Origin of the sequence: Streptomyces sp. CB01373, from assembly GCF_002803075.1 — a bacterium.
In the GTDB taxonomy this organism is placed as follows: domain Bacteria; phylum Actinomycetota; class Actinomycetes; order Streptomycetales; family Streptomycetaceae; genus Streptomyces.
Genome location: NZ_NNBK01000008.1, coordinates 109,037 through 133,980, shown reverse-complemented (window position 1 = coordinate 133,980; position 24,944 = coordinate 109,037). Strand labels below are relative to the sequence as shown.

23 protein-coding genes are annotated in these 24,944 nt (G+C 71.3%); 14 read left to right on the top strand and 9 right to left on the bottom strand.

What is annotated here, in order from left to right; genetic code table 11:
* The first annotated feature begins 88 nt into the window (after positions 1-88).
* The gene (locus CG719_RS14300; protein ID WP_100568990.1) at positions 89-877 is read left to right on the top strand and encodes a hypothetical protein; all 789 of its coding nucleotides are present in this window, start codon (positions 89-91) and stop codon (positions 875-877) included.
* 240 nt (positions 878-1,117) lie between these two features.
* On the top strand, positions 1,118-2,050 hold the full coding sequence (locus CG719_RS14295) for a hypothetical protein (protein ID WP_100568989.1): 933 nt from the start codon (positions 1,118-1,120) through the stop codon (positions 2,048-2,050).
* 25 nt (positions 2,051-2,075) lie between these two features.
* Here the strand turns inward: CG719_RS14295 and CG719_RS14290 are convergent, their stop codons facing one another.
* Entirely contained in the window at positions 2,076-4,472 is a 2,397-nt protein-coding gene (locus CG719_RS14290) for an HAD-IC family P-type ATPase (protein WP_100568988.1), read from the bottom strand.
* A gap of 227 nt (positions 4,473-4,699) precedes the next feature.
* Between CG719_RS14290 and CG719_RS14285 the strand changes: the two genes are divergently transcribed.
* From CG719_RS14285 to CG719_RS14275, 3 genes are all read left to right on the top strand, one after another.
* A complete protein-coding gene (locus CG719_RS14285; RefSeq protein WP_100568987.1) occupies positions 4,700-5,491 on the top strand; it encodes an IclR family transcriptional regulator in 792 nt (263 codons plus the stop codon).
* Between the two features lie 158 nt (positions 5,492-5,649).
* Positions 5,650-6,300, top strand: coding sequence for a bifunctional 4-hydroxy-2-oxoglutarate aldolase/2-dehydro-3-deoxy-phosphogluconate aldolase (locus CG719_RS14280; RefSeq protein WP_159024878.1), 651 nt, complete (start codon positions 5,650-5,652; stop codon positions 6,298-6,300).
* Positions 6,301-6,305: 5 nt separating this feature from the next.
* A complete protein-coding gene (locus tag CG719_RS14275) occupies positions 6,306-7,247 on the top strand; it encodes a sugar kinase (protein WP_100568985.1) in 942 nt (313 codons plus the stop codon).
* A 31-nt stretch (positions 7,248-7,278) separates the two neighbouring features.
* Here the strand turns inward: CG719_RS14275 and CG719_RS14270 are convergent, their stop codons facing one another.
* Entirely contained in the window at positions 7,279-7,563 is a 285-nt protein-coding gene (locus tag CG719_RS14270; protein WP_100568984.1) for a DUF2530 domain-containing protein, read from the bottom strand.
* 246 nt (positions 7,564-7,809) lie between these two features.
* Between CG719_RS14270 and CG719_RS14265 the strand changes: the two genes are divergently transcribed.
* Entirely contained in the window at positions 7,810-9,258 is a 1,449-nt protein-coding gene (locus CG719_RS14265; protein WP_100568983.1) for an NCS2 family permease, read from the top strand.
* On the opposite strand, the gene CG719_RS14260 is transcribed toward CG719_RS14265, so the two are convergent.
* Positions 9,228-9,452 (bottom strand): ribbon-helix-helix protein, CopG family, encoded by a 225-nt coding sequence (locus CG719_RS14260; RefSeq protein ID WP_100568982.1) that lies wholly within the window; start codon positions 9,450-9,452, stop codon positions 9,228-9,230. The genes CG719_RS14265 and CG719_RS14260 overlap by 31 nt on opposite strands.
* A 152-nt stretch (positions 9,453-9,604) precedes the next feature.
* Here CG719_RS14260 and CG719_RS14255 point away from each other — a divergent pair, with 152 nt between their 5' ends.
* Positions 9,605-10,042 (top strand): MarR family winged helix-turn-helix transcriptional regulator, encoded by a 438-nt coding sequence (locus tag CG719_RS14255; protein WP_100568981.1) that lies wholly within the window; start codon positions 9,605-9,607, stop codon positions 10,040-10,042.
* 49 nt (positions 10,043-10,091) lie between these two features.
* On the top strand, positions 10,092-11,453 hold the full coding sequence (locus tag CG719_RS14250) for an MFS transporter (RefSeq protein ID WP_100568980.1): 1,362 nt from the start codon (positions 10,092-10,094) through the stop codon (positions 11,451-11,453).
* Between the two features lie 30 nt (positions 11,454-11,483).
* Here the strand turns inward: CG719_RS14250 and CG719_RS14245 are convergent, their stop codons facing one another.
* Positions 11,484-12,044 (bottom strand): Uma2 family endonuclease, encoded by a 561-nt coding sequence (locus CG719_RS14245; protein WP_100568979.1) that lies wholly within the window; start codon positions 12,042-12,044, stop codon positions 11,484-11,486.
* A 132-nt stretch (positions 12,045-12,176) separates the two neighbouring features.
* Here CG719_RS14245 and thpR point away from each other — a divergent pair, with 132 nt between their 5' ends.
* Complete coding sequence (thpR, locus tag CG719_RS14240; protein ID WP_100568978.1) at positions 12,177-12,749, top strand: RNA 2',3'-cyclic phosphodiesterase; 573 nt, start codon at positions 12,177-12,179, stop codon at positions 12,747-12,749.
* Between the two features lie 154 nt (positions 12,750-12,903).
* On the opposite strand, the gene CG719_RS14235 is transcribed toward thpR, so the two are convergent.
* The 3 genes from CG719_RS14235 to CG719_RS14225 all read right to left on the bottom strand — a co-directional run bounded on the left by CG719_RS14235 (position 12,904) and on the right by CG719_RS14225 (position 15,337).
* Positions 12,904-13,899 carry an aldo/keto reductase gene (locus CG719_RS14235; protein ID WP_100568977.1) on the bottom strand — a complete coding sequence of 332 codons (996 nt, stop codon included), beginning with the start codon at positions 13,897-13,899 and terminating at the stop codon, positions 12,904-12,906.
* Between the two features lie 68 nt (positions 13,900-13,967).
* Positions 13,968-14,558 carry a Uma2 family endonuclease gene (locus CG719_RS14230; RefSeq protein WP_100568976.1) on the bottom strand — a complete coding sequence of 197 codons (591 nt, stop codon included), beginning with the start codon at positions 14,556-14,558 and terminating at the stop codon, positions 13,968-13,970.
* A gap of 104 nt (positions 14,559-14,662) precedes the next feature.
* Positions 14,663-15,337 (bottom strand): GDSL-type esterase/lipase family protein, encoded by a 675-nt coding sequence (locus CG719_RS14225; RefSeq protein WP_100568975.1) that lies wholly within the window; start codon positions 15,335-15,337, stop codon positions 14,663-14,665.
* 88 nt (positions 15,338-15,425) lie between these two features.
* Here CG719_RS14225 and CG719_RS14220 point away from each other — a divergent pair, with 88 nt between their 5' ends.
* The 3 genes from CG719_RS14220 (at position 15,426) to CG719_RS14210 (ending at position 19,244) form a co-directional block, all read left to right on the top strand.
* Positions 15,426-16,406, top strand: a complete 981-nt coding sequence (locus CG719_RS14220) for a hypothetical protein (protein WP_100568974.1) — start codon at positions 15,426-15,428, stop codon at positions 16,404-16,406.
* Between the two features lie 97 nt (positions 16,407-16,503).
* The gene (locus tag CG719_RS14215) at positions 16,504-18,039 is read left to right on the top strand and encodes a cellulase family glycosylhydrolase (protein WP_100568973.1); all 1,536 of its coding nucleotides are present in this window, start codon (positions 16,504-16,506) and stop codon (positions 18,037-18,039) included.
* A 269-nt stretch (positions 18,040-18,308) separates the two neighbouring features.
* Entirely contained in the window at positions 18,309-19,244 is a 936-nt protein-coding gene (locus tag CG719_RS14210; RefSeq protein ID WP_100568972.1) for an endonuclease/exonuclease/phosphatase family protein, read from the top strand.
* On the opposite strand, the gene CG719_RS14205 is transcribed toward CG719_RS14210, so the two are convergent.
* Both CG719_RS14205 and serC read right to left on the bottom strand, forming a co-directional pair.
* The gene (locus tag CG719_RS14205; RefSeq protein ID WP_100568971.1) at positions 19,227-19,499 is read right to left on the bottom strand and encodes a hypothetical protein; all 273 of its coding nucleotides are present in this window, start codon (positions 19,497-19,499) and stop codon (positions 19,227-19,229) included. The two genes, CG719_RS14210 and CG719_RS14205, sit on opposite strands and share 18 nt — an antisense overlap.
* Positions 19,500-19,596: 97 nt before the next feature.
* On the bottom strand, positions 19,597-20,715 hold the full coding sequence (serC, locus tag CG719_RS14200) for a phosphoserine transaminase (RefSeq protein ID WP_100568970.1): 1,119 nt from the start codon (positions 20,713-20,715) through the stop codon (positions 19,597-19,599).
* Between the two features lie 90 nt (positions 20,716-20,805).
* On the opposite strand from serC, the gene CG719_RS14195 reads away from it, so the two are divergent.
* The gene (locus tag CG719_RS14195; protein WP_100568969.1) at positions 20,806-23,712 is read left to right on the top strand and encodes an FAD-binding and (Fe-S)-binding domain-containing protein; all 2,907 of its coding nucleotides are present in this window, start codon (positions 20,806-20,808) and stop codon (positions 23,710-23,712) included.
* A 169-nt stretch (positions 23,713-23,881) separates the two neighbouring features.
* The gene (locus tag CG719_RS14190; protein ID WP_100568968.1) at positions 23,882-24,844 is read left to right on the top strand and encodes an EamA family transporter; all 963 of its coding nucleotides are present in this window, start codon (positions 23,882-23,884) and stop codon (positions 24,842-24,844) included.
* The last annotated feature ends 100 nt before the right edge of the window (positions 24,845-24,944 follow it).

Sequence of the window (24,944 nt, the reverse complement as noted above, 5' to 3'; positions counted from 1 at the left end):
GACAGACTCCACCTTCATTGGGCCCCGCGCCGAAGACGGACCGCGAGGAACGACCGGCGCCGGCCCCTTTCTCCACTTGGGGAAACGCATGCGTATACGAGCCACTGTGGCCGCCGTGTCCGGCGCCCTGGCCCTCTCCGCTCTCGCCGTGCCCGCCGCGCACGCCGCCGGCGCCCCCGGCCCAGCCGTCACCTTCTCGAACGTCAAGGTGAACAAGGGCAAGAACATCGTCGTCGGCGCCACGGGCAAGGTCTCGGTTCCCGTCACCTACACCGTGACCCACCCCGCGAGCCTCGATCCCGACACCTTCGGCACCGGTCCGGTTCTCTACCTCGGCGCCAAGATCACCTCGCCCGCCGACCTCCAGGGCGGCGACGACGCCGGTACCTGCAAGGCCGCGTCCTCGACGGTCCTCAACTGCACGGCGACCATCGACATCCGCCCGGCCCGGGACCTGGTGAACTCCGAAGCCGGTGCCTGGAAGGTCGGCGCGCTCGCCGTGGACGAGGGCGAGAACGCGACCTGGCAGGGCGACCTCGGCTCCACCAAGGTCCAGCGCCTGTCCAAGCTGACCACGGCCGCCAAGCCGAAGCCGGTGAAGAAGGGCAAGACCGTCACCGTCACCGGCAAGCTGACGCGGGCCAACTGGGACGGCGCCAAGTACTCGGGGTACAGCGGTCAGGCGGTGAAGCTTCAGTTCAAGAAGAAGGGCACCACCACCTACAAGACGCTGAAGACCGTCAAGACGGACTCCGCGGGCGCCCTCAAGACGACCACGAAGGCCACCGCCGACGGCTACTACCGCTTCGTCTTCGCGGGCAACTCCACCACCCCGGCGGTCAACGCCGCGGGTGACCTGGTCAGCGTGAAGAAGTAACCCGCTCGCCGGGGGGCCGGCCCGGACTCTCCCGGGTCGGCCTCAGGGAGCGGGCGCCTGCCAGGCACGGACGGCACGGACAGGCCGCTCACAGGAAATCCAGATTTCCGTGCAACCTTCTTCACGGGTCGGGGATCTGATCATGTGAGTCAGACAGACCACACGATCATTGGGCCCCGCGCCGAGGACGGACCGCGAGGAACGACCGGCGCCGGCCCCTTTCTCCACTTGGGGAAACGCATGCGTATACGAGCCACCGTGGCCGCCGTGACCGGCGCCCTGGCCCTTTCCGCTCTCGCCGTGCCCGCCGCGCACGCCGCCGGCCCCTCCACCCACCGCGCGGACGCCGCGAAGATCTTCCAGGCTGTCCACGCGCCGTCCACCGCCAAGGCCGGGATCAAGGCCAGCGTCGCCGGCGACGATGACATGCCGTACGACCTGGGCGTCACCTTCTCCAACCTCAAGGTCGCCAAGGCGCTCAAGGTCGGCACCACCAACCGCGTGTCCACGACGATCACCTACACCATGAAGTTCGGCGCCGACGTGGACGTGCGCGCCGAGGACTTCTTCTCCGAGGCCTACCTGTACAAGGGCTCCTTCGACAGGCCGCAGAACGAACTCTCCGGCGAGGACCTGGCCAGCTGCTCCGTCACCTCGGAGACCACGGCCACCTGCAAGTCCAAGATCGACATCTATCCGGCGGACGGCGACCTGGACAACATCGACGCCGGCACCTGGCGGGCGGGCGCCTTTGCCGTCGCGCTCAACGGCCAGGACCCCATGTCGCGCGACTTCGACCTGAGCCAGGTCGGTTACGCCGAGAAGGGCGCCCTCGGCACCACGCTGGTGCAGCGCAACTCCAAGCTGACCACGAGCGCCAAGCCGAAGCCGGTGAAGAAGGGCAAGACCGTCACCGTCACCGGCAAGCTGACCCGGGCCAACTGGGAGAGCGGCAAGTACTCGGTCTACAAGGGCCAGGCGGTGAAGCTTCAGTTCAAGAAGAAGGGCACCACCACCTACAAGACGCTGAAGACCGTCAAGGCGAACTCCGCGGGCACCTTCAAGGCGACCACGAAGGCCACCGCCGACGGCTACTACCGCTTCGTCTTCGCGGGCAACTCCACCACTCCTGCGGTCAATGCCGCGGGTGACCTGGTCCGTGTGAAGAAGTAAGCCACCCGGCTTTCCGGCCACAGCACTAGTCGGGAAAGCGGCGGCCCGTCCATTTCCACAGGAACTCCAGGACGGCCGCCGCGACCACCGCGATGCCCACCGCGAGCCACGGCATCGTCGTCCCCTCCAGCTTCAGCGCGAAGAAGTCCTGGAACGCGGGTACCGCCAGGACGACGAGGAACGCCACGCCCATCGAGGCCACCAGCGTGATCCGCCACCAGGTGTAGGGGCGGGCGACGATCGCCAGGACCCACATCGAGACCAGGAACAGCGTCAGCGTGGCCGCGCTGGTCTCCGCGTCCAGGGCGCCCGGCCCCGTGTAGTGGTGGCGGGCGACCAGATACGTCACGAAGGTCGCCACGGCGGCCACAGCCCCGCCCGGCACCGCGTAGCGCATGACCCGCCGTACGAAGTGGGGCCGGGCCCGTTCCGTGTTCGGGGCCAGGGCCAGGAAGAAGGCCGGCACGCCGATGGTGAGCGTGGACAGCAGGGTCAGATGCCGGGGCAGGAACGGGTACTCCACCTGCGCGCACACCACCAGCACCGCCAGCAGCACCGAGTAGACCGTCTTCACCAGGAACAGGGTCGCGACCCGGGTGATGTTCCCGATCACCCGGCGCCCCTCCGCGACCACGGACGGCAGGACGGCGAAGCTGTTGTTCAGCAGCACGATCTGCGCGACCGCCCGGGTGGCCTCCGACCCCGAGCCCATCGCCACGCCGATGTCCGCGTCCTTCAGCGCCAGTACGTCGTTCACCCCGTCGCCGGTCATCGCGACCGTGTGCCCGCGCCACTGGAGGGCGCCCACCATGTCCCGCTTCTGCTGCGGGGTGACCCGCCCGAACACCGTGCCTCCGGCCACCACCGGGGCCATCTCCTCCCGCCCGGCGGGCAGCCGGCGGGCGTCGACGGCGGTCCCGTCGAGGCCGACCTTCGCGGCGACCGCGCCGACGGACACCGCGTTGTCGCCGGAGATGACCTTGGCGCGGACGTCCTGCTCGGCGAAGTAGCGCAGGGTCTCGGCGGCGTCGGGCCGCAGCCGCTGCTCCAGCACGACGAGCGCGGCCGGCCGCACGGTCCGGGCCACCTCCGGATCGTCCAGGTCGCGGGAGGCGCGGGCGAGCAGCAGCACACGCAGACCTTGCTCGTTCAGCCGCCCGGTCTCGGCGAGCGCGGGGGCCTCGGCGGGCAGCAGCACGTCCGGGGCGCCCAGCAGCCACGTGCTGGACTCGCCGTCGCCCTCGCTGAAGCTCGCGCCGCTGTACTTGCGGGCGGAGGAGAAGGGCAGCGATTCCACACAGCGCCACTCCTCGCTGTCCGGGCAGGCGGCGATGATCGCCTGGAGGGAGGCGTTGGGGCGCGGGTCGGACTCGCCGAGCGCGCCGAGGACCTTGCGCACGTACGACTCGTCGTAGCCGTCCAGCGACCTCAGCTCGGTGACGTCCATGCCGCCCTCGGTGAGGGTGCCGGTCTTGTCCAGGCAGACGGTGTCGACGCGGGCGAGGCCCTCGATGGCGGGCAGTTCCTGCACGAGGCACTGCTTGCGGCCCAGCCGGATCACGCCGATGGCGAAGGCGACGGAGGTGAGCAGGACCAGTCCCTCGGGGACCATGGGGACGATGCCGCCGATGGTGCGGGCGACGGACTCCCTCAGGTCGTTGTCCTTCACCACGAGCTGGCTGATGACCAGGCCGATCGCGGTCGGGACCATCATCCAGGTCACGTACTTGAGGATGGTGGAGATGCCGGTGCGCAGCTCGGAGTGGACGAGCGTGAAGCGGGAGGCCTCCTCGGCGAGCTGGGCGGCGTAGGCGCCGCGACCGACCCTGGTCGCCTGGAAGGCGCCGCCGCCGGCGACGACGAAGCTGCCGGACATCACACGGTCACCGGGCCGTTTGACGACGGGGTCCGCCTCGCCGGTGAGCATCGACTCGTCGATCTCCAGACCGTCGGTCTCGGCGCAGGTTCCGTCGACGACGACCTTGTCGCCGGGGCCGATCTCGATGAGGTCGCCGAGCACGATCTCGGAGGTGGCGATCTCGACGGCGGTGTCGTCGCGCCGCACCGTGGGGCGGGCCTCGCCTATGACGGCGAGCGAGTCGAGGGTCTGCTTCGCCCGCCACTCCTGGATGATGCCTATGCCGGTGTTGGCGATGATCACAAAGCCGAACAGGCTGTCCTGGATCGGGGCGACGAACAGGGTGATCAGCCACAGGACGCCGATGATCGCGTTGAACCGGGTGAAGACGTTGGCGCGGACGATGTCGGGCAGGGAGCGGCTGCTGCGCACCGGCACGTCGTTGATCTCGCCGCGGGCGATGCGCTCCGCGACCTCGCCGGAGGTGAGTCCGGTCGACCGGACCGCCTTCACGGGCACGGGGTGCACGGGGTCGAGTTCCGCGCCCGCGTCGATGTGCGTCATGCATTCGACGGTACGTGCGGTCGTGCGGCTTCACTCGTCGAGGAGGCGGAAGATCCGACCTGGGGAGGAGCGGGGCTCGTACGGCGGTCGTACGGGAGGGGCGCGCGGCATGGTTCTTCGGTGTTGTGCAGTGCAGAACGCTGCCTTGCATTGCATGGAGCGTGGCCTATGATGCTCGGCACGCTCGGCGCGAGACCCGGCACGCCGATGCGACGAGGAGGCTCGTCTTGACCGATCAGCTCGCCCCCACCCCCGGCGCGCGCAACAACTCGGCCTCGCTGCGCCGGGCGCTCGGGATCCTCGTCGGGCTCGGCGACGACACCGAGGGCAGCGGCCGCACGCTCACCGAGCTGGCCGCACGGCAGGGCCTGAGCAAGTCCACGGCGCTGCGCCTGCTGCAACCGCTCGTCGACGCCCGGTTCGTCCAGGTCCTGCCGGGCGGCGCGTACCGGCTCGGCTGGCGCAACGCCCAGCTCGGCCAGGTGTACCTGGCCGGGAACGACCCGCACCGCGACGCCCGCGACGTGCTGAGGGACCTGTCGGAGTCGACGAACGAGACCGTCCACCTGGTCACGGCGGACTTCCCCCACGTGGTCTACGTCGACAAGGTCGACAGCCCGCTTCCCGTGCGGATGGCGTCGCGGGTCGGCAGCACCCAGCCGGCGTACTGCACCAGCGTCGGCAAGGCCATGCTCGCGCACGCCGATGCCGCCGTCGTCGACGCGGTGATCGCGGCGGGCCTGGCCCCGCGCACCGGGAACACCATCACCGACGGCGACGCGCTGCGCGCCGAGCTCGCGAGGACCCGGGCCCGCGGCTGGGCGATCGACGACGTCGAGAACGAGGCGGGAGTGCGCTGCGTCGCCGCCCCGGTCTTCGACGCCACCGGGGCCGCGACTCACGCGATCAGCGTGTCCGCGCCCGAGGAACGCCTGCCGGCCGAGCGGGTCCCGCGGGTGGTGCCCCTGGTGACAGCGGCGGCCCGCGCCGTCTCGCAGCGGTGGGGAGGCCGCGGATGACCACGGCCGCCCCCGGTGACGAACCCGGCCGCAGCCCGCTCGCGCGGCGCGGCCGGAGCGCCATCAGGTTCCGCTGACCATCCCCGACCCACGGCGTGACCCGCCTCGTCGACGGCGACCGGGCGGCCCGCCCCCCACCATCCCGAAGGAGCTGCTCCGTGGCCCGATCGGCGGCCCCCCTGCCCCTGCCCCCGGCCCTGACCGGGACCCGTGTCGTGGCCGTGCTGCGGCCCGCGACGACCGAGCACCTCGTCACCACCGTGGCCGCGCTCATACGCGCCGGCGTCCGAGCGATCGAACTGACCGCCACCACACCGGACTTCCCGGCCGTCCTGGAACGGACCGTCCGGCAGTTCTCGGCCGACGCGGTGATCGGCGCCGGCACCCTCACCGACGAGACCCTCACCCGCGCCGCGATCGACGCCGGAGCCGGGTTCGCCGTGTCGCCCGGCCTGGTCGACGAACTGCCCCGGATCGCCTCAGGACACGGGGTGCCGAGCATCGTCGGCGCATGGTCGCCGTCGGAGGTGATGCGGGCCCACGCCCTCGGCGCGGACGCCGTGAAGATCTTCCCCGCCGCCACCGGTGGCCCCGGCCATCTGCGCAGCCTGCGCGAACCGTTCCCCGGCATCCCGTTCGTCCCGTCGGGAGGGATCACCGTGGAGAGCGCCGGCTCGTACGTGGCCGCCGGGGCGGTCGCGGTCAGCCTGGGGGGCGCGCTCACCGGAAGCGCGCTGCGCGACGGCGACGTGTCGGTGATCGCCCGGCGCGCGGCCACCCTGTTCACGTCGATCGAGGAAGCGGTGTGAGCGCGATGGGTCCCGAAGTCGTCACCCTCGGCGAGTCCATCGGGCTGCTCACCCAGCCGGCGGGCATGCCGCTGATCCGGCAGCCCACCCTGCGGCTCGGCTTCGGCGGCGCCGAGAGCAATGTGGCCATCGGACTGGCCCGGCTCGGCCGCGCCGCGCACTGGATCGGCCGGCTGGGCACGGACGAGGTCGGCGCGCTCATCGCCCGGGAGCTGCGTGCCGAGGCCGTCTCGACCTCGATCGTGCGCGATCCCGCGCCGACCGGCCTGATGCTCAAGACCCGCCAGGCCTCGGGCCGGGTGCAGGTCGGCTACTACCGCGCCAACAGCGCCGGTTCCCGCCTCGCGCCCGCCGACCTCGACGAGGACCTGATCGCGGGCGCGAGGATCCTGCACGTCACCGGCATCACTCCGGCCCTGAGCGCGTCCGCGTCCGACGCGGTGCACAGGGCCGTCACCATCGCCGGGGAGCACGGCGTCACCGTCTCCTTCGACGCCAACTTCCGCTCCCGGCTGTGGGACGAGGACCGGGCCCGCCCGGTGCTGAGCCATCTGCTCGGCAAGTCCGGCATCTTCTTCGCCACCGCCGAGGAAGCCCTGCTGTTCACCGGCGAGAAGGACCCCGAGCGGCAGGCGAGGGCCATCGCCGCGCTCGGTCCCGGTCAGGTCGTGATCAAGCTCGGCTCCGCCGGAAGCGTCGCCTGCGTCGACGGCGCCGTCCACCGGCAGCGGCCCCGGCCGGTCGCCGTGGTCGACCCGGTGGGCGCCGGGGACGCGTTCGCCGCCGGCTACCTCAGCGGGGTGCTCGACGCGGCGGACCCGGCCGAGTGCCTCCGGATCGCCGGTCTGTGCGGAGCCCGTGCCGTCACCGTCGCCGGCGACTGGGAGGGGGCTCCGTTCGCGGCCGAGCTCGACGACACCGGCTGCGACACCGACGTCGTCCGCTGACGAGGTCCCTGTTCGGCGGACGTCACGGACGTCATTCCGTGGACGTCGGCTGCTGCGGCAGCCCCGCCCGCTCCGCGGCCGCCCGCTTGATGGCGGCGTCCCGCTTGCGGACGTACCAGATGCCGATCAGGCCCAGGCCGCCGCCGGCCAGGCAGGTCCACACCCACCAGGCGCGGCCGTGGTCGTCGAACCAGCCGTAGAAGGGGAGCTGGACCAGGAAGAGGACGAACCACACGATCGTGCCGCCGGTGATGGTGGCGACCACGGGGCCCTCCAGGGGCTCCGGCGCCTCGTGCTTGGGGGTCCACTTCGCCATGGGGATCAGCTTACGGGGCGTGAGCGAGAAGCGTCCCGCCCCTGGCAGAGCCGTGGTCTACGCGCGGAGATGGTCTTTTGTGCTTCATATGTTCATACTGAAACGGTCCGAGTCTGGCCACTTCTCTTCGTAGGAATGCACAACAGACGGAGTCGCGGCAGGGACCTGGGGGAACCTGTTGGTGTCTGTTCTGCTCCTCGGTCCGGCCCGGAACCCCTACTCACCCGCACCCTTGAGGTCTCCCGCATGTCCACCTCGGCCACCGCCAAGGCTTCCGCCCCCGAGCAGCCGGGTACGCCCCCGTACGGCGCCCTCGACCGCTACTTCAAGATCTCCGAACGGGGCAGCACGCTCTCCCGGGAGATCCGCGGCGGTTTCGCCACCTTCTTCGCGATGGCCTACATCATCGTGCTGAACCCGATCATCCTGGGCAGCGCGAAGGACATGTACGGGCACCAGCTCGACAACGGCCAGCTCGTCACCGCCACCGTCGTGACCGCCGCGTTCACCACGCTGCTCATGGGCGTCATCGGCAACGTGCCGATCGCGCTCGCCGCCGGCCTCGGCGTCAACACGGTCGTCGCGCTTCAGCTCGCGCCGCGCATGACGTGGCCGGACGCCATGGGCATGGTCGTCCTCGCCGGTTTCGTGGTGATGCTGCTGGTCGCCACCGGCCTGCGTGAGCGCGTGATGAACGCCGTGCCGCTCGGCCTGCGCAAGGGCATCGCCATCGGTATCGGCCTGTTCATCATGCTGATCGGGCTCGTCGACTCCGGCTTCGTCTCCCGTATCCCGGACGCCGCCCACACCACCGTCCCGCTCCAGCTCGGCGCGGACGGTCACCTCAACGGCTGGCCGGTTCTCGTCTTCATCCTGGGCGCGCTGCTCACGCTGGCGCTGATCCTGCGCAAGGTGCCCGGCGCGATCCTGATCTCGATCATCGCGATGACCGTCCTGGCGCTCGTGATCAACTCCGTCGCCAAGGTGCCGTCCTGGGGTCTGACCACCCCGAAGTGGCCGGGCAGTCCGGTGAGCACCCCCGACTTCGGCCTGCTGGGCAAGGTCAGCCTGTTCGGCGGTTTCGGGAAGGTCGGTGTGCTCACCGGCGTCCTGTTCGTCTTCACCGTGCTGCTGTCGACCTTCTTCGACGCCATGGGCACGATCATGGGCATCAGCGACGAGGCGAAGCTGACCGACGCCCAGGGGCAGATGCCCGGCATCAACAAGGTCCTCTTCGTCGACGGCATCGCGGTCGCCGCCGGTGGCGCCAGCTCCTCCTCCGCCACCACCTGCTTCGTCGAGTCGACGGCGGGCGTCGGCGAGGGCGCGAGGACCGGCTTCGCCAACGTCATCACCGGTGCCCTGTTCGCCGTGGCGCTGTTCCTGACCCCGATCGCCACCATGGTGCCGTCCCAGGCGGCCACCCCGGCGCTGCTCGCGGTGGGCTTCCTGATCCTGTCCGGTTCAGTCAAGGAGATCGACTGGGCGGACTACACGATCGCCATCCCGGCCTTCGTGACGATGCTGATGATGCCGTTCACCTACTCGATCACCAACGGCATCGGCATGGGCTTCATCACCTTCGTGGTGCTGCGCCTGGCCGCCGGCCGCGGCAAGGACGTGCCGGTGGCGATGTACGTGGTGGCGGCGGTCTTCGCCTTCTACTACCTGATGCCGGCCCTCGGCCTGACCTGATCCCCCGGGGTCAGGTTGACCCCGTAGAACCTCTCCGTCTCCTCGACGGCGGCCTGGAACCGCTCGTCGAAGTCATCCCGAATGAGCGTCCGGACGACATAGTCCTGGACGCTCATTCCTCTTTTCGCGGCATGGCACCTGAGCCGTTCGAGCAGCTCGTGGTCCATGCGCAGGCTGAGCACACTGGTCCCCATGGCACGAGGGTCGCGGCACCCTTACGCGCGAGGCGTCATGTTCCGCACCGGGATCACCCGAAAGAGTGACGAGAACTTCAGTGGCGGGAGTCACGGGCGCAGGGTGTGTCCCCGGTGGTATTTAGCGAGAGTAATGAGTTACGCTAAAGAACATGCCGGACCTCACCCATGGCGACGACGCTGCCGCCGTGAACTCCCTGCGCTCCGCCGTGATGCGGTTGTCCCGTCGGCTCAAGCACCAGCGGGTCGACGAGTCGCTGAGCCCCACCGAGATGTCGGTGCTGGGCACCCTGTCCAACTGCGGAAGCGCCACGCCGGGCGAGCTCGCCCGCAAGGAGCACGTGCAGCCGCCGTCGATGACCCGCATCGTGGCGCTGCTCGAAGCCAAGGGGCTGGTCAGCCTGGAGCCCCACCCCGAGGACCGGCGTCAGAAGGTGGTCACGCGGACCGCCCAGGCCGAAACGATGCTGGAGGAGAGCCGCCGCAAGCGGAACGCCTTCCTGGCCGGCCTGGTCGAGGGTCTGGACGAGGACGAGTGGGCCAAACTGAGCGCCGCCGCCCCCGTACTGGAGAAGCTCGCACACCTGTAGAACACGTACCACTCGGCGAGTGAGCAGCCGGCCAAGGAGGCGAACCCTTTTGAGTACGGGATCCGGAGCAGACTCCGCCCCCGCACCGACCACCCACGACTCCCGCACCGCCCCCGACACACCCCGTAAGTCCTCGATGTTCAGCTCGCTGAGGGTCAGGAACTACCGCCTGTTCTTCCTCGGCCAGGTCGTCTCCAACACCGGCACCTGGATGCAGCGCATCGCGCAGGACTGGCTGGTCCTGAGCCTCACCGGCTCCTCGGCCGCCGTCGGCATCACGACGGCCCTGCAGTTCCTGCCGATGCTGCTGTTCGGCCTCTACGGCGGCGTCCTCGTCGACCGCCTGCCCAAGCGGCCCACCCTGCTCGCCACCCAGTCGGCCATGGCCGTCACCGGCCTCGCGCTCGCCGCGCTCACCCTGACCGGCCAGGTCCAGGTGTGGCACGTCTACGTCGCCGCGTTCGCGGTCGGCCTGGCCACGGTCCTGGACAACCCGGCCCGCCAGTCCTTCGTCTCGGAGATGGTCGGCCCGAAGCAGCTCCAGAACGCGGTCAGCCTGAACTCCGCGAACTTCCAGTCCGCGCGGCTGATCGGTCCCGCCGTCGCGGGCCTGATGATCACCGGCGTGGGCACCGGCTGGGCGTTCCTCGCCAACGGCCTGTCCTTCGTCGCGCCCATCGCCGGCCTGCTGCTGATGCGCTCCCGCGAGCTGCACGTCGTCGAGCGCGCCCCGCGCGGCAAGGGCCAGCTCCGCGAGGGCCTGCGCTATGTCGCCGGCCGTCCCGAGCTGATCTGGCCGATCGTCCTGGTCGGCTTCATCGGCACCTTCGGCTTCAACTTCCCGGTGTGGCTGTCGGCCTACGCCGACGACGTCTTCCACGCCGGAGCCGGCGCCTACAGCCTCTTCAACACCGTGATGGCGGTCGGCTCCCTGGTCGGCGCCCTGCTCGCGGCCCGCCGCGGCACCGCCCGGCTGCGCGTGCTCATCGCGGCCGCCGCGGCCTTCGGCGCGCTGGAGATCGTCGCCGCGGCGGCCCCGTCGTACTGGCTGTTCGCGCTGCTGATGGCGCCCATCGGGATATTCGGCCTGACGGTCAACGTCACGGCGAACACCGCGGTGCAGATGGGCACCGACCCGGCCATGCGGGGGCGGGTGATGGCCCTGTTCATGATGGTGTTCATGGGCGGTACGCCGCTCGGCGCGCCCCTTGTCGGCTGGATCACCGACGCCTACGGCGCCCGCGTCGGCTTCGCCGTGGGCGGTGCCGTCTCCCTCGTCGCGGCCGCCACCGTCGGCCTGGTCCTGACCCGCGTCGGCGGCCTGCGCCTCTCCATCGCCTGGCACCGCGGCCACCCCCAGGTCAACCTGGTCCCCCGCGAACAGGGCAAGGAACTGGCGGCGGTGGCGTAGCCCGGGGGCGTCCGGTCCGGCGGGAACGGGTCAGTCGCGGGGGAACTCGTCGGTCTTGAGGACGAGGCCGACCGGGGTGTCGTTCAGGTCGATCTCGTCACCGAAGTCGAGGCTGAGGACACCCCGGTAATCGCCGTCCTTCGGCAGGGTGTGCAGGTGCCATGTGCCGGTGTACGGGTCCACGATCAGGTACACCGGCACTCCGGCTGCCGCGAAGGCGTCCTTCTTCGGGCCGTAGTCGTTCCTGGCCGTGCCCTGGGAGATCACCTCGGCGACCAGCTCGACGTCCCCGGGACGCCAGTGACCCCTCTCGTCCTTCAGGGCACCCTCCGCCAGCGCGACGACGTCGGAGGCGAAGCCGTTGAGGTGTCCGGGGTAGTCGATGCGGACGTCGGACTTCACGCGCCTGCGCGGGTACTTGGCGCGCACCTGTTCGTGGAGGGCCGCGGTGATCTCCCAGTGGGTGTCCCGCTGTGGCGTGACGAAGATGCCCCCCTCGACGATCTCGGTCTTGAAACCTTCGGGGACGGGCATCCGCTCCAGCCACTCGAACATCTCGTCGAGGGTGGGCCAGTCGCTTTGGTCGGCCATCTCGGTCCTGTCTGCCGGAGCAGTCAGTGTGCTGTTTCCCACTGCTGCCGACTGGTCGCAGTGCGGCTGCGCCGTCCAACGATATGCACGGCGGCCAGGTCACGCCCGGGTGTGGGGCGGGACACTGGGGTCATGAGACTCTTCGCCGCCGTGCTGCCGCCGGGGGATGTGCTCCGGGGGCTCGCGGACGAGGTCGCCACGTTGCGGAAGCTGCCCGGTGCGGAGCGGTTGCGGTGGACACAGCGGCCCGGATGGCACTTCACGCTCGCCTTCTACGGCGAGGTCGACGAGGAGGTCGTACCCGCGCTGTCGGCCCGCCTGGAGAACGCCGCGCACCGGACCGGGGTCTTCTCGCTCGCGCTGCGCGGGGGAGGGCAGTTCGGGCGGGGCAAGGCGCTGTGGACGGGGGTGGAGGGCGACCTCGCGGCCCTGCGGCTGCTGGCCGGGCGGGCGGACGCGGCGGCGCGGAAGGCGGGCGTGCCGATGGGGGAGCACCGCCCCTACAAGGCCCATCTGACGGTGGCGCGCAGCCGGGACGCCCTGGACGTACGGCCGTACGTCCAGGCGCTGCGGGACTTCGCGAGCAGCGCCTGGACCGTGGAGGAGCTGGTCCTCGTGCGCAGCCTGCTGCCGGTGTCCGGAGTGCCGGGGGAACAGCCCCGTTACGAACCGGTCGGCCGCTGGCCACTGCGGGCGGCCGGTTAGTCTCGAGTACGTGGACCCGAAAACCCGGAACCGGATCATGGCCGGTGCGCTCGTGCTGATGTTCGTCGTCGTCGCCATGGCGGCCGCGCTCGGCAGGTGACGCGGAGCACGGCCGCCAGGGCCGGTACGGCCGCCGGGGCGGCGCGGCAGGCGCCTACCAGGCGAAGGCCTCCGGAGACGGACCCGGACCGGGGAAGATCTCGTCGAGCCCGGTCAGCAGCTCCTCGCTCAGTTCCAGCTCGACCGCCCGCAGCGCCGACGCGAGCTGCTCGGCGGTGCGCGGGCCGACGATCGGGCCGGTCACGGCGGGCCGGGTGAGCAGCCAGGCCAGCGCGACCTCGCCGGGCTCCAGACCGTGCTTGTCGAGCAGGTCCTCGTACGCCTGGATCCGGTCGCGCATGGCGGTGTCGGCGAGCGCGTCGACGGACCTGCCGGAGGCACGCCGGCCGCCCTCGACCTGCTTCCTGAGCACACCGCCCAGCAGCCCCCCGTTCAGCGGCGACCAGGGGATGACCCCGAGGCCGTAGTCCCGCGCGGCCGGGATCACCTCCATCTCGGCGCGCCGCTCGGCGAGGTTGTACAGGCACTGCTCGCTGACCAGCCCGATGGTGCCGGAGCGCCGCGCGGCGATCTCGTTGGCCTGGGCGATCTTGTAGCCGGGGAAGTTGGAGGAGCCGACGTAGAGGATCTTGCCCTGCTGGATCAGTACGTCGACGGCCTGCCAGATCTCCTCGAAGGGCGTGTCCCTGTCGATGTGGTGGAACTGGTAGACGTCGATGTGGTCGGTCCGCAGCCGCTTGAGGCTGGCGTCCACGGCCCGCCGGATGTTCACGGCGGAGAGCTTGTCGTGGTTGGGCCAGACGTTGGAGTTGTCCGCGGACATGTTCCCGTAGACCTTGGTGGCCAGGACGACCTTGTCGCGCCGGTCCCCGCCCTTGGCGAACCAGTTGCCGATGATCGACTCGGTGCGGCCCTTGTCCTCGCCCCAGCCGTAGACGTTGGCCGTGTCGAAGATGTTGATCCCCGCGTCCAGCGCCGCGTCCATGATCGCGTGGCTGTCCGCCTCGTCGGTCTGCGGACCGAAGTTCATCGTGCCGAGCACCAGTCGGCTGACCTTGAGTCCTGTGCGTCCGAGCTGTGTGTACTTCATGGTCCACAAGCCAACGTCTTGGAGTGCGCTCGATGCAAGGGGGGTTGCGGACGGGGCAACGGGGGTGGTCAGTCGCGGGGGAAGTCACCGGTCCTGAGGACGAGACCGAGGGGAGTGGTGCTCATGTCGATGTCGGTTCCGTAGTCCACACGCAGCTCACAGGTGTAGGAGCCCTCCTTGGGCTCCGTGTACAGATGGCACCTGCCCTGGTAAGGGTCGGCGATGAGGTACACGGGAACACCGGCGAGCGCGTAGGCCATCAACTTGGGGCCGTAGTCGTTGTGGGCCGTTCCCTTGGAGATGACCTCGGCGATGAAGTCGACGTCCTCGTACCGCCAGCGGCCGTCGGGGTCCTTTGCCGCGCCTTCGCGCAGTTTGGCCACATCGGGGCAGAAGCCGTTCTCCAGGCCGGGGAAGTCGATGCGGACGTCCGTGAACACACGCGTGCGGCGTCTTCCGAAGTGATCTTCGAGAGCCCAGAGGATTTCACGGATGGTTTCCCAGTGGATGTCCCGCTGCGGCGTCATGAAGACACTGCCCCCTACGATCTCCGCCTTGTAACCCTCGGGGACGGGCATCCGCTCAAAGCGCTGGAACCAGAGGTCCAGGCGCTCGACGTTCTCGTCGGCCATCGTGATCCTGTCTTCCAGGACGGTCATCGTGGCGTTCCTCCCCAGTCGCCTCACGGACGAGTGCGACCGCGCGGTACAACGATACGCACGGCATCCGGGTCACGGGGCGGCGTGCATATGCCAGTGAGGGCTCAGTCCTCGTACTCCCCGCCCCACCCCCACCCCCGGTGCAGCGCCTCCGCGAACGCGGCCGCGATCTTGTGCTCACCGCTCTGGTTCGGGTGGGTGCCGTCGTAGGTGTCCGTGTGGATGTCGTACGTCGGCGGCGGGGGCGCCAGGAGCAGCGGGGAGCGGGGTTCGTCCAGGTCGGCCACCGCCTTGGCGAGCAGCTCGTTGAAGCGGTCCATCTGCGCGGCGAAGGGCGGGTCGGCCGCGGCGCGGATGTTCGGGATCACCGGGAGCACGACCGCGCGGACGCGCGCGTCGGCGGCCCGCGCCTGCCGCACGAAGGCCTCCACGTTGACCGCCGTCTGCTCGGGGTTCGTGTAGAAGCCCAGGTCGATCAGGCCGAGCGAGACCAGCAGCACGTCCGCGCCGCACTCGCGCACCGCGTCCCCGATGAGCGGGGCCATGTGCCCCCAGCCCTCGCCCCAGCCGGCCAGATGGGCGCGGGGGAAGTCCGGATCGGCGTAGGCGAGGGAGACCGGCGCGTCCGCCGACTTGTCGTAGAGCGTCTCGCGCGGGCCGACGAGCGTGAACGGGCCCCCGTACGTTCCGCACAGGTGCTGCCACAGCCGGTAGCGCCAGGTGTGCTCGCCCGTGCTGCCGATCGTCATGGAGTCACCGACGGGCATGAACCTGAGCATCCGCTCATCATGAACGACGGACGGGAGGGGCGCGACGTGAGGCCCACCACGCGGTGTGAACACACGTACCGGATGGCAGGCTTGGGGGATGCGCCGACCGTTCGCCCTGCTCGCCGGGGCCCTTCTCGTGGGTGCGCTCGCCGCGCCCGCCGCCCTTGCCGCCGACGGCGAGGACGGGTTCACGATCAAGGACCCGCGGATCAAGGAGTCCAGCGGCCTCGCGGCCTCGCACCTGCATCCCGGCGTCTACTGGACGCACAACGACAGCGGCTACGGCCCGCAGATCTACGCCGTGGACGGCAGGACCGGCGAGACCGTCGCCACCATCACCCTCAGCGGCATCGGCAAACCCCGCGACGCGGAGGCCATCTCGATCGGGCCCGGCAACCAGATCTACCTCGGCGACATCGGGGACAACCTCGACGGCTCCTGGCCCTACGTGTGGATCTACCGGCTGCCCGAGCCGAAGGAGCTGAAGGACCAGACGATCCGGGCCACGCAGTACGTCGTGAAGTACTCGGACGGTCCGCGCAACGCCGAGTCGATGGTCGTGCACCCGAAGACGGGCCGCGTCTACATCATCGACAAGAAGGAGGACGGCGGTCACCTCTACGAGGGCCCGGCCGAACTGTCCCCCTCGGGCACGAACGTCTTCAGGCCGATCGCCCCCGTCGACCTGTGGGCCACCGACGCCGCCCTCTCCCCGGACGGCACGCACCTCGCCGTGCGCGGCTACTTCGGCGGCATCCACTACGACTGGAACGGCGCCAGGATCAAGCGTGTGGGCCAGCTCGACGTGCCGCTCCAGAGGCAGGGGGAGTCCGTCACCTACAGCGTGGACGGCACCAAGCTGCTGTACGGCAGTGAGGGATCCGGCAGCCCGGTGCAGGTGCGCGACGCGCCGGAGGCCGACGGCTCCGCCAAGTCGCCCTCGGAGCAGGGCGGTTCGAGTTCCACCGGGGCCGGTCCCGACGGGGGCGGGCGCTTCGGCGTGGGCACCCTCGCCGCGGTGGCCGGCGTGGTGGCCGCGGTGTGGGGGCTGAGGCGTTTGTTGCGTCGACGCTCTTGACGGGCGGTCGTCGCCTGCCTTCCACTGGGAGGCGCGGGTGTGTGGGAGCGCTCCCACTCGTTCCGGTCCCGCGGCCCCCTCGGGAGGAAGCAGCACCATGTTCCGCACCTTGCGAAGAGCGCTGTGCGCTGCTGCGGCAGCGCTCCTGTTACCGCTGGGCCTGGGACTCGGCCTGCCGGCCACCGCGCACGCGGCCCCCGCCGCGGGCGGCGCCGGCTACTGGCACACCAGCGGCCGCCAGATCCTGGACGCGTCCGGGCAGTCCGTCCGGATCGCCGGCATCAACTGGTTCGGCTTCGAGACCAGCAACCAGGTCGTCCACGGCCTGTGGTCCCGCGACTACAAGAGCATGATCGACCAGATGAAGTCGCTGGGCTACAACACCATCCGGCTGCCCTACAGCGACGACATCCTCAAGTCCGGCGCGATGCCCTCCAGCATCGACTTCTCCGCGGGCAAGAACGCCGACCTGCAGGGGCTGAACTCCCTCCAGGTCATCGACAAGCTCGTCGCGTACGCCGGCCAGGACGGCCTGAAGGTCATCCTCGACCGGCACCGGCCGGACTCGGGCGGCCAGTCGGCCCTCTGGTACACCGCCTCCGTCCCCGAGTCGACGTGGATCGCCAACCTCAAGTCGATGGCGTCCCGTTACAAGGGCAACGCCACGGTCATCGGCATCGACCTGCACAACGAGCCCCACGACCCGGCCTGCTGGGGCTGCGGGGACCAGGCGACCGACTGGCGCCTGGCCGCCGAGCGGGCCGGCAACGCGGTCCTCTCCGTCAACCCCGACCTGCTGATCTTCGTCGAGGGCATCCAGACCTTCAACGGCGTCTCCGGCTGGTGGGGCGGCAACCTGATGGGCGTCGGCCAGTACCCGGTGCGGCTCGACGTGGCCAACCGGGTCGTGTACTCGGCCCACGACTACGCCACCAGCGTCGCCCAGCAGACCTGGTTCAGCGACCCGTCCTTCCCCAGCAACATGCCGGGGATCTGGGACAAGTACTGGGGCTACATCTTCAAGCAGAACATCGCCCCCGTGTGGGTCGGCGAGTTCGGCACCACGCTCCAGTCCACGGTGGACCAGAAGTGGCTGGCGGCACTGGTCAGTTACATGCGTCCGACCTCGACGTACGGCGGCGACTCCTTCCACTGGACGTTCTGGTCCTGGAACCCCAACTCCGGTGACACCGGCGGGATTCTGAAGGACGACTGGCAGACCGTGGACACGGTGAAGGACGGATACCTCGCGACCGTCAAGGCGCCGGGCTTCCCGAGCACCGGGGGCGGTGACAACGGCGGCGGCAACGGTGGCGGCGACGGCGGCGGCAAGACCGCCTGCCGGGCCACGTACGTCGTCAGCAGCGACTGGGGCAGCGGCTTCAACGCCGATGTCACGGTGACCAACACCGGCTCCACCGCGATCAAGTCCTGGAAGGTGACCTGGACCTGGAGCGGTGCCCAGAAGGTCACCAACATGTGGAACGCCTCGTACACCCAGAGCGGCGCGACCGTGACGGCGGTCAACGCCGCCCACAACGGGGCGATCGCGGCGGGCGGTTCGGCCTCCTTCGGCTTCGGGGGCGCGCCCGGGAGCGGGGGTGCGCCGAGCCTGAGCTGCACGGCGGCGTGACGACGGCGAGGCGCCCGGGCGATCGACGCCGGGCGCCTTGCGGTTGAGGGACGGGCGGCGCCGCTTTTCCCTCCCTGATGGCGGAAACTGTTCCACTCGGCTGATCGTCTTGGTTGGAGAGGCCGAGCGGAGAGGGAGCCGGGGTGGGTCGGGGGCGGGCGGACAGCGGTGCGGCAGCGGTGAGGGCGGCGGTGCCGTCGTGGGCGCGGCGCCGGGCGGGGCGGAGCGCTCCGAGCCAGGAGGCGCCGGCAGGCGCGGGGCGCCGGGCGGTGTGGCGGCGGGGGCCGGTGCTTGCCGGGTTCGCGGTGCTGACGGCCGGGCTGCTGGTGTTCCACCGGGCCGTGCCCAACTCCGTGGGCCGTGTGGGCAGTCTGCTGGAGGCGTTCCTGCCGTGGCTCGGCCTGGTGGTCGTGGTGCTGTTCGCCCTGGCGCTGCTGCGCCGCTCCGCCGTGGCACTGGTGGCTCTGCTGCTGCCGGTGGCGGCCTGGACGTACCTCTTCGGCGGGCTGCTCCTGCCCGCGACGGCGCCCGGCGCGCGCCAACTGGTCGTGGTGCAGCACAACGTCAGCGACGAGAACGCCGATCCGGCGGGCACGGCCCGCGCCCTGGCCGACGCCGGGCCGGACCTCATCGCGCTGGAGGAACTGGTGCCCCCGGCCCTGGCGGTCTACGAGCGGACCCTCGCCGCCGCCTACCCGTACCACGAGGTCCGGGGCACCGTCGGACTCTGGTCGAGGCATCCGCTGACCGGTGCGCGGGCGCTGGACATCAAACCCCGTGGGATCACGGAGCCCTGGAACCGCGGACTGCGGGCCGAGGTGCGGACGCCGCACGGCCGGGTCGCGGCGTACGTGGCGCACCTGCCCTCACTCCGCGTCCGGGCGAGCGGCCTCGCGTCCGCCCGGCGCGACGAGAGCGCCCGGCTGCTGGGCGAGGCCGTCGCGGCCGAGGAGCTGAGAACGGTGATCCTGCTGGGCGACCTCAACGGCACGGTGGAGGACCGCGGCCTCGCCCCGCTGACCTCACGGCTGAACGTGGCGGAACGGGGCTTCGCGCTCAGCTTCCCCGCGGCCTTCCCGCTGGCCCGGATCGACCAGGTCATGGCCCGCTCGGCGACCGTCACCGACATCCGCACCCTGCCCACCACCGGCAGCGACCACGTACCGGTCGCCGCCAGGGTCGAACTGTCAGCCGCCGGTCGCTGAGGAGACGGGCCTGCTTCGCCGTCCCCACAGGCTCATCGCCCATGACGCGAGGACCAGGAGGACACATGCGGCCTTGGTGATCCGGGCCGCGGGTGAGTGCGAGCCGTACCCGGAGACGAGGACGACGCCTGCCACGCCGGTGACGAGCAGCAGCGCCGGCAGCCCGCGCCGCCACACGGGCAGTTGGCGCATACCCCACACCGACCAGGCCGTCCAGACGCAGACGGACAGGATGAACCACTCGAGGACACTCATCGGACCCTCCGCCGGCGGCGGGAATGCCTGCCCGACGCCGTGACCGCGGGCGCCCGCCTGTTCGCCGGGCGCCCTTCGCTGCTGTGTGCGGGAGACGCTACAGCCGCTCGATCACGTGGTCGACGCACTTGGTCAGGGCCTCGACGTCCGCCGGGTCGATGGCCGGGAACATCGCGACGCGGAGCTGGTTGCGGCCGAGCTTGCGGTAGGGCTCGGTGTCGACGATGCCGTTGGCGCGCAGGACCTTGGCGACGGCGGCGGCGTCGATCTCGTCGGAGAAGTCGATCGTGCCGATGACCTGGGAGCGCTTGGCCGGGTCCGTGACGAACGGGGTCGCGTACTTGGATTCGTCCGCCCAGGCGTAGAGCCGGGAGGAGGAGTCCTTGGTACGGGCCGTGGACCAGGCGAGGCCGCCCTGGCCGTTGAGCCACTCCAGCTGCTGGTTGAGCAGGAAGAGGGTGGCCAGCGCCGGGGTGTTGTACGTCTGGTTCTTGCGGGAGTTGTCGATCGCCGTGGGCAGCGAGAAGAACTCCGGGATGTGGCGGCCGGAGCCGTGGACGCGCTCGGCGCGTTCGAGCGCGGCCGGGGAGAACACGCCGATCCACAGGCCGCCGTCGGAGGCGAAGGACTTCTGCGGGGCGAAGTAGTAGACGTCGGTCTCGGCGATGTCGACCGGGAGGCCGCCGGCGCCGGAGGTGGCGTCGACCAGGACCAGGGCGCCCTCGTCGGCGCCGGCCACGCGCCTGATGGGCATGGCGACACCGGTGGAGGTCTCGTTGTGGGTGAAGGCGTAGACGTCGGCGCCCGCCTCGGCCCGGGCCTCCGGGTGCGTGCCGGGGTCGGAGGAGACGACGGTCGGCTCGGCGAGCCAGGGGGCGAGCTTGGCGGCCTTGGCGAACTTGGAGCTGAACTCGCCGAAGGTCAGGTGCTGCGACTTGTTCTCGATCAGACCGTGGGTCGCGATGTCCCAGAACGCCGTCGAGCCGCCGTTGCCGAGCACGACCTCGTAGCCGTCGGGAAGTCGGAACAGCTCGCGGATGCCTTCGCGTACCTGGCCGACCAGGTTCTTCACCGGGGCCTGGCGGTGGGAGGTGCCCATGAGGGATGCGCCGGTGGCGGCGAGGGCGTCCAGCGCCTCCGTCCGCACCTTGGAGGGTCCCGCGCCGAAACGTCCGTCCGCGGGCTTGATGTCAGAGGGAATCCGGATCTCAGCCACGAACGGGAGAGTAGCGGTCGGAGAAATCCGGGTGAAACACATTCCGCCGGGTGAGACAGCCGCGAAGACGATCGCGTGCATCCTGGACGCATGACCGATCTCGGGGATCTTTCGGAGCTCCGGGCGGAGCTGTGCCGGGCCGTGCGCGGGGAGGTGGCGTTCGACGTCACCTCACGGGCGCTGACCACCATGGACGCGTCCAACTACCGGCGGGTCCCGCTGGGCGTGGTGGCTCCGCGGGACGCCGACGACGTGGCGGCGGCGCTGGAGGTCTGCCGGGCGCGCGGAGTGCCGGTGGTCGCGCGGGGCGGCGGGACGTCGATCGCGGGCCAGGCGACCGGGACGGGCGTGGTGCTCGACTTCACCCGGCACATGAACCGGGTGCTGGACCTCGACCCCGGGGAGCGGACCGCCGTGGTCCAGCCGGGCGTGGTGCTGGACCGGCTCCAGGAGGCCGCCGCGCCGCACGGGCTCCGCTTCGGGCCGGACCCGTCCACGCATAGCCGGTGCACGCTCGGCGGGATGATCGGCAACAACGCGTGCGGCTCCCACTCGGTGGTCTGGGGGACGACCGCGGACAGTGTGCGGGAGCTGTCGGTGCTCACCGCGCGCGGGCAGCGGCTGCGGCTCGGGCGAGGGTGGGCCGGGGCGCCGGACGGGCTGCGGGAGCTGGTGGAGAGCGAGCTCGCCCGGCTGCGGACCGGTTTCCCGCGGCTGCCCCGCCGTATCTCCGGGTACGCCCTGGACGCCCTGCTGCCCGAGAACGGCGCGGACGTGGCGCGCTCCTTCTGCGGCTCGGAGGGCACCCTCGGCGTGCTGACGGAGGCGGTCGTACGGCTCGTCGAGACGCCACGCGCGCGTGTGCTGGCCGTGCTGGGGTACGCCGACGAGGGCGCCGCCGCCGACGCCGCGGCCGGACTGCTGCCGTACGGGCCGCTGACGGTGGAGGGGATGGCACGGGACCTGGTGCCGTCCGCGGCGGCCGGGCTGCCGCGCGGGGACGCCTGGCTGTTCGTGGAGACCGGCGGGGAGACGGCGGGGCAGGCACGCGCGCGTGCCGAGGCGATCGTGCGGGCGGCCGACGCCGTGGACGCCGCGATCGTCGGGGATCCGGCCGCGCAGCGCGCGCTGTGGCGGATCAGGGAGGACGCGAGCGGTACGGCGACCCGGATGCCGGACGGCACGGAGGCGTGGCCGGGGTGGGAGGACTGCGCGGTGCCGCCGGAGCGGCTGGGCGCGTATCTGCGGCGGTTCCGGGAGCTGCTGGCCGCCCACGGGCTGCGGGGCGCCCCGTACGGGCACTTCGGGGACGGCTGCATCCACGTCCGCATCGACTTCGACCTGCTGACCCCGGCCGGGATCGGCCGGTTCCGGCGGTTCTCGGGGGAGCTGGCCGAGCTGGTGGTGGCGCACGGCGGTTCGCTGTCCGGGGAGCACGGGGACGGGCAGGCCCGCGCAGAGCTGCTGCCGACGATGTACGGCGAGCGGATGGTGGCCCTCTTCGAGCAGGTCAAGGGGGTGTGGGACCCCGACGACCTGCTCAATCCCGGGATGCTGGTCCGTCCGGCGCCCCTGGACGCGAACCTGCGCTTCGCCGTGCTGCCGCGCCGTCCGGTCGACGTGGCCTTCGGCTACACGGCCGACCGGGGGGACTTCTCGGCGGCGGTGCGCAGGTGTGTCGGGGTCGCGAAGTGCCGTACGACGGAGGTGTCGGGCGCCGCGGTCATGTGCCCCTCCTTCCGGGTCACGGGCGAGGAGGAGCACTCCACGCGCGGGCGTGCCCGGCTGCTGCACGAGATGCTCGCCGGTGAGCTGGTGACCGACGGCTGGCGGTCGGTGGAGGTCCGGGACGCGCTCGACCTGTGCCTGTCGTGCAAGGGGTGCCGGTCGGACTGCCCGGTCGGGGTCGACATGGCCACGTACAAGGCGGAGTTCCTGCACCACCACTACGCCGGACGGCGCCGCCCGGCCGCCCACTACGCCCTCGGCCGGCTTCCGGTGTGGCTGTGCTGGGCCGGCCGTACGCGCACCGCGCCACTGCTGAACGCGCTCGCCTCCCTGCGGCCGCTCGCCTCGGTGGTGAAACGGCTCGGCGGAATCACACCCGAACGAGGGATCCCGCGACTGGCGCGCGAGCCGTTCACCCGATGGTGGCGCCGGCGGTCGTACGCACCGGCGGACGGCGGGGAGGGGGCGGGCGATCTGGTCGTCCTGTGGCCGGACACCTTCACCGAGCACCTGTCGCCGTCCGTGGGCCGGGCGGCCGTCCGCGTGCTGGAGGCGGCCGGGCTGCGGGTGGCGCTCCCGCCGACCCTGCGCCTGCGCCGCCCTCCGGTGGGCGACGGAAGCTCGGCGCTGCTGAACCCCGTGTCCGTCCTGCGCGGCCGGGGCCGCGTCTGCTGCGGCCTGACATACGTCTCCACCGGCCAGCTGGATAGGGCCCGCGCGGTGCTGCGCCGCACCCTGGACCTGATGGAACCGGTCCTTGACACCGACGCGCCGGTCGTCGTCCTTGAACCGAGCTGTGCCGCCGCCCTGCGCACCGACCTGCCGGAGCTGCTGCCCGAGGACCCGCGGGCCCGCCGCCTGGCCGACCGCGTGCTGACCTTCGCGGAGGCCCTCGGGCGCCACGCCCCCGGCTGGACCCCGCCCCTTCTGGACCGCCCGGTCGCCGGGCAGACCCACTGCCACCAGCACGCCGTGCTCGGCGACACGGCCGACCGGCGCCTGCGCGAGGCGGCAGGGCTGACCGGCGAGCTGTCCGGCGGCTGCTGCGGTCTGGCCGGGAACTTCGGCTTCGAGAAGGGCCACTGGGAGGTGTCGGCCGCCTGTGCCGAGGAACAGCTCCTGCCGTCGGTACGGCGGGCCCCGGCCGGCGCGGTGATCCTCGCGGACGGCTACTCGTGCCGCACCCAGCTGGACCAGCTGGCCGGAGTACGGGGCCGCCATCTGGCGGAGGTACTGGCGGAGGGGCTGGAGGGACGCGGCGACACGTGACGGTGGGTTGCCATGGGTCCAGAGGGGTACGGCGGCTGTGGTGAACCACGGAACGGGGGCCATCGTGGACAGTGGCAAACGGGTTTCACGCCCCTGACGGCGTCCACTACCCTGGACCCAGCAGTACATCCCGATGCACAAACCCCTAGCCCAGTACCTGGACCGCCCCGTGACCACGCCCAGCGCCGCCACACCTTCCTCTCCGTCCCCGGTCACCTCCGCGCCGGCCACCGCGCCCGCGCCCGGGTCCCCGGGCCGTTTCGGCTCGCTCGGCCCGGTCGGGCTGGTCCTCGCCGGGGGCATCTCGGTGCAGTTCGGCGCCGCGGTGGCCGTGACGCTGATGCCGCGGGCCGGCGCGCTCGGGGTGGTGACCCTGCGGCTGCTGGTGGCCGCGATCGTGCTGCTGCTGGTCTGCCGGCCCCGGCTGCGCGGGCACTCGCGCGCCGACTGGGGCACGGTAGTCGTCTTCGGCATCGCGATGGCCGGGATGAACGGCCTCTTCTACCAGGCGGCCGCCCGCATCCCGCTCGGCCCCGCGGTCACCCTCGAAGTGCTCGGCCCGCTCGCCCTGTCGGTGCTGGCCTCGCGCCGCGCGATCAACTTCGTGTGGGCCGCCCTGGCCCTGGCCGGCGTCTTCCTGCTGGGCGGCGGGAGTTTCGGCAGCCTCGACCCCGTCGGTGTCGCCTTCGCACTGAGCGCGGGCGTGATGTGGGCGGCGTACATCGTCTTCAGCGCCCGTACCGGCCGGCGCTTCCCGCAGGCCGACGGGCTGGCCCTGGCGATGGCCGTCGGCGCGCTGCTGTTCCTGCCGCTGGGGATCGCCGAGTCCGGGTCGAAGCTGCTCGTCCCGTCGACGTTCGCCCTGGGCGCCGGGGTGGCCGTGCTCTCCTCCGTCCTGCCGTACACCCTCGAACTGCTCGCCCTGCGCCGCCTGCCCGCCTCCACCTTCGCCATCCTCATGAGCCTGGAACCGGCCCTCGCCGCCTCGGCCGGCTTCCTCATCCTCGGCCAGTCCCTCTCCGCCCTCCAGACCACGGCCATCGTCCTGGTCATCGCGGCGAGCATGGGCGCGGTCCGCACCCAGGTGGGACGGGCGAAGGCGGTGCCCCCGCTTCCGGAGGCGCACCCCTGACGGGTCCCTGCCCAGCGCCGCACCGTCCGACCGGTACCGATCCTCGGCGCCGCGGGGCCGGCCATGAATTCATGCAAGCATGCTTGATTGTTTCGGGGCT

Coding starts and splice junctions, on each gene's coding strand:
- CG719_RS14270 (WP_100568984.1), bottom strand. CDS start 7,563: ATGGCGAAGTGGACCCCCAAGCACGAGGCGCCGGAGCCCCTGGAGGGC.
- CG719_RS14260 (WP_100568982.1), bottom strand. CDS start 9,452: ATGGGGACCAGTGTGCTCAGCCTGCGCATGGACCACGAGCTGCTCGAA.
- CG719_RS14245 (WP_100568979.1), bottom strand. CDS start 12,044: ATGGCCGACCAAAGCGACTGGCCCACCCTCGACGAGATGTTCGAGTGG.
- CG719_RS14195 (WP_100568969.1), top strand. CDS start 20,806: ATGACCGATCTCGGGGATCTTTCGGAGCTCCGGGCGGAGCTGTGCCGG.
- CG719_RS14230 (WP_100568976.1), bottom strand. CDS start 14,558: ATGACCGTCCTGGAAGACAGGATCACGATGGCCGACGAGAACGTCGAG.
- CG719_RS14255 (WP_100568981.1), top strand. CDS start 9,605: ATGCCGGACCTCACCCATGGCGACGACGCTGCCGCCGTGAACTCCCTG.
- CG719_RS14265 (WP_100568983.1), top strand. CDS start 7,810: ATGTCCACCTCGGCCACCGCCAAGGCTTCCGCCCCCGAGCAGCCGGGT.
- CG719_RS14300 (WP_100568990.1), top strand. CDS start 89: ATGCGTATACGAGCCACTGTGGCCGCCGTGTCCGGCGCCCTGGCCCTC.
- CG719_RS14225 (WP_100568975.1), bottom strand. CDS start 15,337: ATGCTCAGGTTCATGCCCGTCGGTGACTCCATGACGATCGGCAGCACG.
- CG719_RS14275 (WP_100568985.1), top strand. CDS start 6,306: ATGGGTCCCGAAGTCGTCACCCTCGGCGAGTCCATCGGGCTGCTCACC.
- CG719_RS14235 (WP_100568977.1), bottom strand. CDS start 13,899: ATGAAGTACACACAGCTCGGACGCACAGGACTCAAGGTCAGCCGACTG.
- CG719_RS14215 (WP_100568973.1), top strand. CDS start 16,504: ATGTTCCGCACCTTGCGAAGAGCGCTGTGCGCTGCTGCGGCAGCGCTC.
- CG719_RS14290 (WP_100568988.1), bottom strand. CDS start 4,472: ATGACGCACATCGACGCGGGCGCGGAACTCGACCCCGTGCACCCCGTG.
- CG719_RS14295 (WP_100568989.1), top strand. CDS start 1,118: ATGCGTATACGAGCCACCGTGGCCGCCGTGACCGGCGCCCTGGCCCTT.
- CG719_RS14220 (WP_100568974.1), top strand. CDS start 15,426: ATGCGCCGACCGTTCGCCCTGCTCGCCGGGGCCCTTCTCGTGGGTGCG.
- thpR (WP_100568978.1), top strand. CDS start 12,177: ATGAGACTCTTCGCCGCCGTGCTGCCGCCGGGGGATGTGCTCCGGGGG.
- CG719_RS14205 (WP_100568971.1), bottom strand. CDS start 19,499: ATGAGTGTCCTCGAGTGGTTCATCCTGTCCGTCTGCGTCTGGACGGCC.